Source organism: Aquimarina sp. Aq78, assembly GCF_900299525.1.
In the GTDB taxonomy this organism is placed as follows: domain Bacteria; phylum Bacteroidota; class Bacteroidia; order Flavobacteriales; family Flavobacteriaceae; genus Aquimarina.
Genome location: NZ_OMKA01000003.1, coordinates 452,734 through 465,528 on the forward strand (window position 1 = coordinate 452,734; position 12,795 = coordinate 465,528).

Below are 12,795 nucleotides of genomic sequence, written 5' to 3' on the forward strand. Positions count from 1 at the left end.
TTGTAAACTTATCCTCTAAACAGCGTGTTTTTATAGACAAACAACTTGAATTAATTTATCAAATGACGGCACTACACTATACATTTCTTATTATAAATAAATCTCTAAAGCGTCGTACTTGGGGATATTATACAAATTATTGTACTTTGCCCTAAATATACCTTTTTGTAACGAAATGCTAAATACTTCTCGAATTATAAAATTTACCGTTTTTTCTTTATTACTATTTGTTTTTGGATGCAAGGATACTCCATCAAAAAGTGACCATGCATATACCAATAGGTTGATTGATGAAACAAGTCCATATTTATTACAACATGCACATAACCCTGTGGATTGGAGACCCTGGAGTGATAGTGCTCTTGAGGAAGCAGTAGCAGCTAACAAATTATTAGTTGTAAGTATTGGATATTCCTCTTGCCATTGGTGTCATGTAATGGAAAAGGAGACTTTTGCAGATCAAGATGTTGCCTTGTTAATGAATGAGCATTTTATAAACATTAAAGTTGATAGAGAAGAACGTCCCGATCTGGATCATATTTATATGACTGCTGTACAATTAATGCAAGGTAGTGGCGGGTGGCCTCTTAATGTTATTCTTCTTCCGAATGGAAAACCTGTATATGGAGGTACTTATCATACCAATGAACAGTGGAAAGAGGTACTAGATAAAATCATTAATTTATACCAAACTGATCCTCAAAAACTAACCGAATATGCTGATAAAATTTCATCTGGTATACATGCTACAAATGTAATTGAACCCAAAAATGATGATGCACATTTGACTAAAAATACGCTCGATCTAAGTGTGAAAAATTGGCAAAAAAACTGGGATTCAAAATGGGGAGGAGATCTCGGGAACCAAAAATTCATAAAACCTCATAGTTTGGATTTTCTTATGGACTATGCAGCGTTAACAGGTAATGACACTATTAAAAAACATGTTGAAAACACATTAGATAGAATTGCATCCGGAGGTATTTATGATCATGTTGGTGGAGGTTTTTTCAGATACAGTACCGATCCACATTGGGAGGTTCCCCATTTTGAAAAAATGCTCTACACTAATGCTCAATTAATCAGCCTCTATTCTAAAGCATATAAAGTTTATAAAAAGACACGGTATAAAACAATAGTGAAAGAGACCATCAATTTTTTAGAACATGAAATGAAAGGTCAAAATGGAGGGTATCATTCGGCGATAGATGCTGATAGCAAAGGTAAAGAAGGTGGCTATTACCAATGGAAAAAAGAAGAGCTAAAACTTGTTCTAAAAGAAGAGTATTCTATTTTCTCTACATATTATAATTTAGGAGTTTCTGATAGTACAGAAAAGGAAGCTTCTCTTATTATAAAACAATCTTCTAACGATAGTATATTTAGTGCGCAAAATAATATTTTGCCCGAGAAGCTAGCACTCCTAAAAACTAAATGGCAAGAATTACTCTTTACCGAAAGACAGAAAAGAGTGTCTCCTGCTATCGATGATAAAGTTATTACTTCATGGAATGCATTGTTGATTAATGGATTTATTGATGCTTATAAAGCTTTAGGAAATAAAGAGTATCTCACCAAAGCTATCGCGCTTTCTGATTTTATTGACACCAATAATACCAGAAATGATTTTTTGATTCATACCTATAAAAAAGGTAGTACGCAGCAAGAGGGTTTTATTGAAGATTATGCTCTTCTAATTGATGCAACAATTAATTTATATAGTATTACCGGAGAAACAAAATATCTTGATCGGGCAAATAATTTACACACTACTACCTCTACACATTTTGCTGATTCGGTTACTAAAATGTTTAAGTATACCAAAGAAAGTAAATTGATATCGACATTAATTAAAGTTGATGATGGAGTAATACCATCGCCAAATGCTATTATGGCACATAATCTCAAAAAACTTGGTATTCTAAACTATGATAACAAGCTTACAGAAAAATCAAAGCAAATGCTATCTTCTATGGCGATTTACCTAACTGATAATGCTAAAGATTTTTCTAAATGGAGTGCTTTACAGCTTCATACCGTCTATCCTTTTTATGAGATTGTAATCGTAGGGAAAAAAGCAGATTCGATAGCAGATATTTTTAATTCTTATTACATTCCTAATGCTATCGTTGTGGCAAGTACTCAAGAAAGTTCACTCCCCGTATTTAAAAACAAGTATATAGAAGATGCAACTTTTATATATGTCTGCCAGGAAGGAGCATGCAAACTTCCTGTTCAAAGTGTAGAGCAAGCTCTCAAACAATTATAAAACACGCCTTTTATTTTATACTTAAAAAGAAGCTTATGAATTTAAATGGTTGTTTTGAAAGTTTTTAAAACTATTCTCAACCTCCTATCTCTTCTGTAATATTACTACTTAACCGCAACAGATTTGTATCGGTAAGCGCCTCTTTTTATATTTCACGATCATATAGGTAAGTATAATAGCTTTGTTCATTGACTTTACCCAAAGAAAGTAATTCTCAAATTCTGTATTCAAATCTTCTTCTTTAGCAGAAATATGGATTCTTTTTTTTAGCTTACCATAGCAGCTAAAAAAGTAACTCCATCTGTTTACCCATATACTTCATTCTCTCTATAATTCCCTCGACTATTTCGTCATGACTTCTCTATGCTTTCAACTTCTTTTCTTCAGATATAAGTTTTTTGCCTTTAATCAATACATTCCTCATTTCAATTTTATGTTTTTAGCACCTGTCAAAATAAAAGTGATATTGAATATAAGTATGTAGCTATAATTGTCATGTATTCTACAGTTCGAAAAAACTTAGAATAGTAATTAGCATTAGAATCATCTTCATAAAGTTATCAATATGAGATTTGCTTATTTTTCCTCTTTAGGTGTATTTACTTTTTGATAAATCGAGACGAACCAAAAGATTCCAAAACTGCATAATAAAGTTCCTAAACCTGCAAAAAAAATTCCTATTGTCGCTAAATGTTCCATTTTGTATTAATTTATGTTGTTATTATTTATAATAGAAGGTAGTATTTCTTCTTTTAAGATGTTAAATCCATTAATCATTCTTGGATTACCATAATTCCCAGCAGTAAAGACCACAATCATATCAAAATCGGGAAAAACGAATACTAATTGTCCTCCATTTCCCTGTGCCTGATATCCATTAACGTGCTTCCCTTTAATGTCAAAATAATTTTTCCACCAGAGAAAGCCATATTTTGGGTACCCTAACCTCTTTTCTGTCGTTGTTGTATGATTACTTACCGATGCTTCAATCCATTTTTTTGAGACTATCTGATTTTTATTCCAGATACCATTATCTAAATATAATTGTCCCAATTTTGCAAAATCTCTAGATGTAAGTGATACTCTAATGCCAATATCTTCTCGATTTGGCATAACCGTTGTCCACTTATAATTGGTTATATTAAGAGGGGTAAATAAATATTCTTTAGCAAAATCTTGCAGCGACGTACCTGTTGCTTTAACAATAATAGCTCTTAACATCATTTCTCCAAAAGTGCAATAAGAAAACTGGGAGCCTGATTTTTCTTTGTATGGTAGCTCTAGAAATGCTTTTATCCAATCATTTGTTTTATATAATTTATTTTCATTCCCTACTGAGGATGAATCCCAATCATTACAATCAAGTCCCGTATTCATAGTTAGAAGATGTTTTATGGATACTATCTTTTTATTTTTCCCCCAATCAATTAAACTTTGATATTCTGGAAACATATCATAAATTTTTTCATTGACATCTTTTATAAATCCTTTATCTATAGCAATACCTATTAAAATTGAAGTAATTGTTTTATTAGCAGATCGTAAATCATGAGGTGTATTTTTATCATAGTTATAAAAATAATCTTCTGCCACCAATTTTCCATTTTTAATAATTAGTATGCTATGCATACGTTTGTAGCTTCGGTCATTAACCAGTTTATTAACTACCGTATTATAAACTAATGTATCCATTTCTTCCTGGATTAATGACGATACTTTCCATCCATCATTTAGTTGAGAAGGCATACTATATACATTTTGATATGTTTTTCCAAAGGGCACATCTCTGGGTGTGGAATAATCATAAAAAGCGAAGCCAAAAACTATCAAAACAATATCCATTATTACTAAAGAAATAAAAATCGTTTTAGCAATAACACCTTTATTTATAGTCCTTTTCTTTATTTTTTGAACTATGATAAAAGTTCCCGTTAGCACAATAACACCTATTATAAAAATCATAAAGAAAGTGGCAAAATTGTATATATTCATATAGGTATTGAACATATCTGTAATTAGATATACAAGTGCTATAGATAGTATAACTCCCATAATGAATCCTATACATATTTTTAATTTTATGTGCATTTAAATAGTAATAGAGTATTATTTAATTTAAATAAATGTTGTATTCTGACATAACAAGTACGTAAGTGAAAGTCTATAACTCTGAGCATACATAAGATACAATATCAACGTTTTATCATTTTTATATTAAATCACTATGTAAATCATTAATTGCATCCAAGACTGTGTCTCCAAAACCTTTTAAAATTTCATACTCTTGTTTATCTATTAATGTTGCTACGTATTGATTTTTTATTTTATTGAATGTTATATGTTTAAATTGAAAGTTTAAAAGTATTTCATTTTCAAATTGTTTACTGTAATCAGCCATTGACTTATTATTTTTATTCATCAATATTATTTTTTAAGTAAAATTCAATTATTGGTTTTTAATTTTTTGATTTCTCACGGGTTCTCCTATTTCTACTAAAATATTATCTGCATAGTAATCTAGGAATTGAGCTGGTAAACCATCTCCATCAAATGGATCTGCAGTGGTTTGTAAATGATAGTGTAAATGAGGTTCGCTTGAATTACCACTATTCCCAGCTTTTCCTAACTCTTGTCCTTTTATAACAGTATCACCAACTGAAACAATTATCGATCCTTTTTTAAAATGCGCCAAGATTGAAAACTCCCCGTTTTCATGGTCAATTATAACACGGTTACCAGTTGGGGAATCTTGATTAAATTCCCCAGGAATATTGTCTTCTATATTATTTATAACATCAACAATTTTTCCGTTTCCGGGTGCATTTAAACGTTTTCCAAAACAGTGATAATCTTCATTTTGAGAACCTTTACCGATATGTGTGCTTCCATCGATTCTTTGTACAATATCTAAAGCAAACCTTTGTTCTTTAAGTGCTACATGATAATTTTCTCTTACACTTCTACCACCCCAGAATACCCACCATTCCTCATCAAAAGGAAGCTCTAACTCTGTCTTAGTTTTGTAATTTAAATAAGCACTTTCTGCTGCTTTAGGAAGATCATCGTTTGAACAGCTAAGAATTGTAAATAACATAGTAACAATAATTGCACTTATACTTATCTTCTTCATTTTGTTATATTTTTATTTCAGTTTTTTTTCTAATTGTATAAAGCTTCTCAATTACCTTTTTAACAAAAATATACTGAAGAATTCGTTTAAGAGTTCCGAATTATAAATGCGAACGAACTAATGCCTGTTTCAAACTTATTATTACAATACTATTAGGTAGGAGATGTGCTAAAATTACAGTTTAAGGTATTGCATTGGTGTCATTCCGGTTTCTTTTTTGAAAAAGGTATTAAAAACAGTTTTTGAATTAAAACCACTTTCGTACGCCAAACCTATCAATGTGATATGAGAATTTTTTGGATCTTTAGAAATACGCTTAAAAGTTTCTACTCTATAGTGATTAATAAATTCACTAAAGTTTTTATTAAACTCATGATTGATTAGCCAAGACATTTGATTTGGGTGAATCTCTAAATGAGATGCAAGGCTTTTTAATGTTAAATCAGAATTTAGATAAGGTGCATCTTGTTCTATATAATTCAATAGTTTTTGAGAATACTTTTTACGCTGTGCTTTAGTTAAAAGTTCTTTTTTCTTAGTATCATTTTCTTCAATATCAAAAGTTGATAAAAATATCTCATCAGTGATTTCCTTATATTCTGGGTTTTGTTTTATAGAATTTAACAAAGGATCTCTAAATATGGTTAACATCAAGGTTGGTTTGGTACCAATAATTCCTTTTAACCATTTAAAGGCTTTCTTTTTTTCTCCTGAATGAATCCAAATTAAAAACATAAAAAACTGTGCTCTTTCTGCTTTAGAATTTTCTATTTCCTTATGCAACAAGTTTATATAAACTTCTTTCTTCTCTACGTCTTTCAAAATAGTATAAGCAATACCTAGTATTCCATATTTCGTAGCAACATCAATAGTAGTCGGCAAATCTGAAGTAAAATAATCTATAACAAGATGTATCTTATTTTGCATTAACCAGCAACAAGCTTTTATTATAATCCCTAATAAATTGTTTGGGTTCAATTTTAAACAGGTATCCAAAATCTTTATAGAAGCATCATAATCTTCCATAATATAATGTATATATCCTTTGGCAAAATATACTTCAGACGATAATGGATCTAAGCTAATAGCTATTTCAATATGTTCTAATGCTTTTTTAAACTTCTTTAAAAAGCAATAATGAAATGCAAAATGTATATAAGCAGGTGCAAAATTGGGATTTACTTCTATAGCTTTGCTTAGATGCTGAATCGTTTTTTTAAAATCCCATTCATACCAATAACTTACACTTGCCAATCCATAATGGGCCTCGGGAAGTTGAGGGTTTAATTTTAAAGCTTTATTTACAAAACCTCTCGCTTTTTCATAAGTTTCTACTTTTGGCAAAAAGCCAAGACCTGCCATCATTGAATAATATTGTGACAGACCAAAATTTGACTGTGCATGCTCTGTATCTATTTCTAAAGCTTTTGTAAAATATACCTTAGCTAACTCCAAATCTTCTGGGTTCCATTTTTGGAAATGATAATTACCTTTTAAATATAATTGATACGCTTCTATGTAATCAGTCTGTTTACTTACCAGCTTGTCTTTAATTTCAAAATGGCCAAAGTTTTCTCTGATTTTATCTGTAATTAATAAGCTTATCTCATCTTGGATAGCAAAAATATTTTCGAGTTTTCTATCCCAAGTTTCTGACCAAAAATGAAAATCGCCTTGAACCTCAATTAACTGTGCCGTAATTCTAATGGTATCCTTAGATAATCGAACACTTCCTTCTAAGAGTATTGAAACATTTAAATCCTTTCCAATTTTTGTTAGAGAAATATCTTTATTTTTAAAGAAAAAAGAAGAAGTACGCGATGTGATTTTTAAACCATTTACCTGAGCTAAAGTATTGATAATCTCCTCGGTTAGACCATCACAAAAATACTCATTCTCTTTATCAGAACTCATATTCTCAAATGGTAATACTGCTATAGACAGGGTATTTATCACAACACAAAGATAATCTTATAACCACAATTTATTTAATATTACATATGCAAATTAGGGTAATTTTAACGCTTTATCTATTAATTTGGTAATTGTCTCAATTTCATTCAAAACCTCATTATAAACTTTGTCTTTTTCTGTCATGATTTGTAGTAGTGATAGTACAAGATTTTGAAATTCATAAGAATATAGTTGGTTCGGCTTTTGTACTGAAGCATCCGAAAATTTAATTATAGAATTTGTAGCAATAATTACATGTTTCATCATAGCATCATAATGAATGTTTTCCATTCTATTAATGTAATTGTACTTTTCTTCCAACTCTCTTATATTATTCACAATCATATGATTTTGAAGTAGTTTTATTTCTCCACTATTAACAAGTGTCTCATATATATTTCCTTTTTTATCAAAATCTGAATATTGAGTAAGGTTACGTACTATAAATCCCAGCGTATCAATTTTACTTCGGTCGTTTGCTTCAAGAATTTCGTTGGCATACTTAAATTCTTCCATATACCGATTATTGAAATGTATTTGTTCTATAACCAATGCTTTATCATCTGTGATTTCATCTTTAATATTCTCATAATACTTAATTTCTGTACTATTCCTGATACGATTATCATTCCAGTTATTAACTTGAAAAGCTAAACTAATACCAATCATTACTAGAAAAACTTCACCTATCGCATATAACAAGTATCGTTTTAGGTTGCCTTTTTGAATTAGAGATTTTCTAATATTCCTGAATAACTTCATTGTTTTATACTTTTAAGTTACTATCAATCATTATTTATCCAATATTAATTCTTTTTCAATTTGACCAGATTCAATATGTACTTTCTTTGCTTTCATTTTCATTCCAAATACGATTCTCAAAACATTAAGCCGTCTAATAATAAACCAATAACATACTGTTATTGAAATCAATGAAAATAAAATTATAAAGAGAGCTTGATATATATATGATATGTCCCATTGCAACACAAAATAACCTACAAATATTAAGGCCGGTTGATGTAATAAATAAAATGGATAAATGGCTTCATTTAGAGCTTTTCTACACTTATGATCTTTATTAAAATAAACTCTAACATAGCCTATTGCTGCTAAACCACAAGACCATGCTAATGTTATACTAGTAATTAAGTATAGATAGTCTTTAATACCACTTTTCTCTACCCAATAAATAATTATAAAATATAGGATCGTAAATAGTATTGTTTGGTATAAGTATAACCTTCTATTATTAGAAAGAGTATGTATCACTTTGCCACTTGTAAATAGCATAAAACCACTTAAAAAGAACAAAAGATAATATATGAAATATGCCCAGTCATTGTATAACGCATGGGTACTATTTGGAAAATATTGCCTCAAAATTAGCTGAGATATGATGATGATAGGTAATACCCAATTTAATCCCATTTTTTTTGAAGTTATCATTATTAGCTTACCTCTTACCATATTATAATGACCACTTTTGGTGTAATTTAAAAATGGGGTAATTAGTAAAGAAATAATGAATAAGTAGAGAATAAACCACAAGTGATGCCAGGAGATATTTCCTACGGGATATGGGCCGCCATCAAACATATGTGGAATGAAATCTAAAAAAGAAGTATAATTATCGATACGCTCTACATATACCATTAATGGCACTAATGTAAAAAAGCCAACAGTAAAAGGAATGTATAACCTTTTAAATCGTTCTTTTAGGTATTGCCAACTTGTTCTATGTCCAATCGCATAGTAAGTACCTACTCCCGATACTAGAAACAACAAGGGCATTCTCCATATATGTAACCACCACATAATTGGTTCTAAAAAAGGAAATGTTTCTGTACTGTTTACATGCCATTGCTCAGGTCTGAAAATCATACCCACATGAAAAAAGAATACACTTATTATTAGTCCTATTCTTAGCCAGTCAATAAAATATTGGCGTTGTTTTTTTGTCTGTACTTGAGAATTCATAACTGCTCGTTTTTGATTTGAGTCAAAAGTATAAACAGTCTATATGTCAACACGAATTAGCCTATAAGCAAGGTGTTCGAGTTTATAAGGAAGCACTAATCAGCACTGATTATAAACAAATTACAAATCCCTAAATGCAGATGGGGTTTGTGAATTAAATTTCTTAAATGCTGTATTAAAAGCAGATTTTGAGTTATATCCCACACGTTCTGCAACTTCTTCAATAGTAAGTTTTTTACCTAAATCCGTCTTTAAAATAATCTTAGCCTCCTCTACTCTATATGAAGCTAATAACTCGAAGAAAGTCATTTCCAGTTTTTCATTAATAACTTGAGATACGTGATGAGAACTTTGATTTATAGATTTTGCCAGACCTGATAAAGAAGCAGTACCGCTAGTAAAATATTTTTTATTCTGCATTTGATCTTTTATAGCTTCCAGAATTATCTTTTTATTATCTTCTTCTAAAGAAGATTTTTTGTATTTCAATACAGGGCCTTCCAAAAAGTTAGACACTTGGTTAAAGTAATTTGAATCATTCATAATTTGATATGCCGTCATAAAAATCATAAATGATAAATAGAGAAAAATCAAATAATCTCCAACATCACTTTCAAAATTCGATTTCACCAAAATTAAAATAACCATGACGATTAGGAAATGATAAAACGAATTCCTTAAATATTTTAAAGCTTTATTGGTTGTTTTGAAAAAAGATACACCTTCTTTTTTGGTTTCAATTAGTAATCGTCTAGTGAGTATAATATTGTAAACAAAAATATGTATAATAGTTCCTATATTAACATAATTACGAATACTTAATGGATCTCCTGCATAGGCTTCTGAAGTTGAAATTTCAGCAATTCCCAATTGCATAACACGAATATTATCATTGTATTTAAACACCTCTAGTTGGGTAAAGAAAAACATACAATATCCTAACCACAATAGAAAAGGTATAAAATGCAACCCATCTTTTCTACCTCTTTCATCTCCTAATTGAGATGTCATAAACAAGTAAATTAATGGTGCGATTACAAAATTTAAAGGTTCAGAAAAGTTAGTTAGCCATAATACTTGAAAAATATAACCGGTATAATTAAACCATCCCTCCAACATTATAAGTGATAAGACAAGTAATAAAAACCCCATAAAGAGATTTGGAGATTTATTTTGAAGTGATTTTTTAATCAAAAAGTATGAAACAAAAAAACCAAAGAAAATCCCAATAAAAATGATTGCCCCTATAAAATTTATATGAATTGGTACTTGTTGCATAACCAAATTTAAAACTAAATTCATGCTTATTAGATATTTCTAATAATAATTTCATAAAACAAGTAACAATACCTGACAATAATTTAATTGAAATTTTTTTCTATATAAACCTTTTGAAGCGACATAAACAATATAAATTATTAGCTAAAAATATAGGTGTAAAAAGCAGTAAACTTCTTTGTGTAAAGAAGTTTACTTATGTCGGGTAGAGAGGATTCGAACCTCCGATCTCTGGTCCCCCAGACCAGCACTTTAACCGGACTAAGCTACTACCCGTATTTCAAAAAAAAATTCCAAGCATTCGAAACTCCTACCTCCCCGTCCTATGTCACATCCCGAAAAATCAGAGTGCAAATATAACTTTTTATTCTAATTTTTGAGAATCGATTATTAACTAAAATTTTAAAAAATTTATAACGATTGCACTTTAACCTCAGCCATATTTAAACTCTTTTTGAAGAGGTATTTGTACAAAAATGAAATAAAAAAGGCTATCAAGTTATTTTGATAGCCTTTGTGAAATTATCTTATTTCAATGAGATCCAGACAGACAAGTTTTGCCGTACACGCTTTCATATCAATATGCCAGTTACATCCAGGTGGTGGTGGTGCTAAAGGAAATATGCAGTCATCAATATCCCCAATTGAAATTCTTGCGGCTCCTCCTTTTATTTCCTTTTGTTGAGTCTTACTCAAAGGCTTTCCTAATTTTTGTAAATCTTTCATAGTTGAAAATTTTGTATCCAAGTATACACAATACTAGTTATGTATATCATCAGTAGTTCCTGTTAATGTTCCTAATTTCTTAATCGCTTCCATTTGTCTTGCTATCTCAGCCAAAGCTGCAGCTAAACCATCTATTCCCCCGTTAGTTTCTCTTAATTCCTTACCTGTTAAATTTCTCATTTTTTGATTGAATTTTAATTAAACATTATTTCTTTGAGTTGCTTCCTATTGAAAACTTTGGTAAAACTAATGTGCAATGATCTCAAATTATGAGACTCCAAAAAATAATTTTTAAATAGTCAGAATTTATGACCTCTTTTTAAACCCACTACACTAGGAAATACCTATGTTTTAGGATAAGAAATCAGTATAGAAATACAGGAAATAATTTAAATCAAGTCCTTTTTAAAGGTTATCGGGTGATATGTATACTTATTAATCTCTTTCCAGAATCTTGATCATTTTAAATGATTTTAATAGATGAAACAACCCTGGTAAAATAACGGTTCCTCCGATAATAAGAGTTATTCCTAAGACTTTAATAACACTATCCGGAGCTATGTCTTCTATTAAACTAACACTCCCGGTTTGGGTAATTATTATATCTGGGTAATGAGAAACCATAACTGCAAGTAAAATCAAAAACACCTGTAATCCAGCAAAAAACCTACTCCATATAGTGTCTCCCTTAGTAATAGTCTTCCACAAAGGAAATAATAAAAGAGCAGAAAGTACAACAGAAATTATAGCAAAAGGACTCTTTATAAATCCTTGTACGAATACATTCCCTGAGATGTATCCATATCCAAAAGTTAACAGTCCTACAACAAAAACAATAATTGTAGCAATAGCAGATTTTCTAATATAGATATTTTCATGTCCTTCTTTAGACTCTCCTATTAATAATACAGAAGATAAAAACGCGCAAAGTGATGCAAAAAATAATCCAACCAATATGCTAAACACATTAAACCATGGCTTTACAAATGCTTCATAAAATGTTAAGGAACCAATGTCATCTACTATACGTATTTCACCACTAATTAATGCCCCGAATACCATCCCTAAAAATATCGGAGTTATTAAACTAGAGATTTTAAACATGTTATCATATAATTTTTGAGAATTATCAATAATAGCATCATAATGTCTAAACACAAAAGCTACTCCTCTTAGTGTAACTCCTAATAGTATTATCGTAAGTGGAATATGTAAACTCACTACCATAATATTATAATAAACCGGAAATGCTATCCACAGAATTACAATCAAAATGATAATCCAAATATGATTAGCTTCCCAAACAGGTCCCATTACACGATAAATAGTTTTCTTAGTTATTTTCTGGTTTTCTTCTGAAGAAAAAAGTTCTACAATACCGGCTCCATAATCTGCTCCTCCCAAAACTACATATAGATACAAGGAAAAAATCAAAAAGAATAATACAACGTACAACATA

At 30.0% G+C, this 12,795-nt stretch carries 11 protein-coding genes and 1 tRNA gene; 1 reads left to right on the top strand and 11 read right to left on the bottom strand.

The features are described from left to right. Positions 1-175: 175 nt before the first annotated feature. Positions 176-2,269, top strand: a complete 2,094-nt coding sequence (locus DG435_RS06835; protein ID WP_106792178.1) for a thioredoxin domain-containing protein — start codon at positions 176-178, stop codon at positions 2,267-2,269. A 705-nt stretch (positions 2,270-2,974) separates the two neighbouring features. Here the strand turns inward: DG435_RS06835 and DG435_RS06840 are convergent. The 11 genes from DG435_RS06840 to DG435_RS06885 all read right to left on the bottom strand — a co-directional run bounded on the left by DG435_RS06840 (position 2,975) and on the right by DG435_RS06885 (position 12,794). After that, positions 2,975-4,321: a serine hydrolase gene (locus tag DG435_RS06840; RefSeq protein WP_159025534.1), complete on the bottom strand. Its 1,347-nt coding sequence runs from the start codon at positions 4,319-4,321 to the stop codon at positions 2,975-2,977. 157 nt (positions 4,322-4,478) lie between these two features. Continuing rightward, the gene (locus DG435_RS06845) at positions 4,479-4,688 is read right to left on the bottom strand and encodes a hypothetical protein (RefSeq protein ID WP_106792176.1); all 210 of its coding nucleotides are present in this window, start codon (positions 4,686-4,688) and stop codon (positions 4,479-4,481) included. A 27-nt stretch (positions 4,689-4,715) separates the two neighbouring features. After that, entirely contained in the window at positions 4,716-5,399 is a 684-nt protein-coding gene (locus DG435_RS06850; protein ID WP_106792175.1) for a M23 family metallopeptidase, read from the bottom strand. A gap of 174 nt (positions 5,400-5,573) precedes the next feature. Then, entirely contained in the window at positions 5,574-7,355 is a 1,782-nt protein-coding gene (locus DG435_RS06855) for a helix-turn-helix domain-containing protein (protein WP_159025533.1), read from the bottom strand. A gap of 51 nt (positions 7,356-7,406) precedes the next feature. Continuing rightward, the gene (locus DG435_RS06860; RefSeq protein ID WP_159025532.1) at positions 7,407-8,114 is read right to left on the bottom strand and encodes a DUF6090 family protein; all 708 of its coding nucleotides are present in this window, start codon (positions 8,112-8,114) and stop codon (positions 7,407-7,409) included. A gap of 30 nt (positions 8,115-8,144) precedes the next feature. Beyond that, positions 8,145-9,332 carry an acyltransferase family protein gene (locus DG435_RS06865; RefSeq protein ID WP_106792172.1) on the bottom strand — a complete coding sequence of 396 codons (1,188 nt, stop codon included), beginning with the start codon at positions 9,330-9,332 and terminating at the stop codon, positions 8,145-8,147. 120 nt (positions 9,333-9,452) lie between these two features. Then, on the bottom strand, positions 9,453-10,634 hold the full coding sequence (locus tag DG435_RS06870) for an AraC family transcriptional regulator (protein ID WP_106792171.1): 1,182 nt from the start codon (positions 10,632-10,634) through the stop codon (positions 9,453-9,455). Between the two features lie 177 nt (positions 10,635-10,811). Next, positions 10,812-10,886, bottom strand: a tRNA-Pro gene (locus tag DG435_RS06875). Positions 10,887-11,132: 246 nt separating this feature from the next. Beyond that, on the bottom strand, positions 11,133-11,336 hold the full coding sequence (locus tag DG435_RS06880) for a hypothetical protein (RefSeq protein ID WP_106792170.1): 204 nt from the start codon (positions 11,334-11,336) through the stop codon (positions 11,133-11,135). Positions 11,337-11,369: 33 nt separating this feature from the next. Beyond that, positions 11,370-11,516, bottom strand: a complete 147-nt coding sequence (locus tag DG435_RS25485) for a hypothetical protein (protein ID WP_159025531.1) — start codon at positions 11,514-11,516, stop codon at positions 11,370-11,372. A 255-nt stretch (positions 11,517-11,771) separates the two neighbouring features. Further along, positions 11,772-12,794: a cytochrome d ubiquinol oxidase subunit II gene (locus DG435_RS06885; RefSeq protein WP_106792169.1), complete on the bottom strand. Its 1,023-nt coding sequence runs from the start codon at positions 12,792-12,794 to the stop codon at positions 11,772-11,774. Position 12,795: the final 1 nt, after the last annotated feature.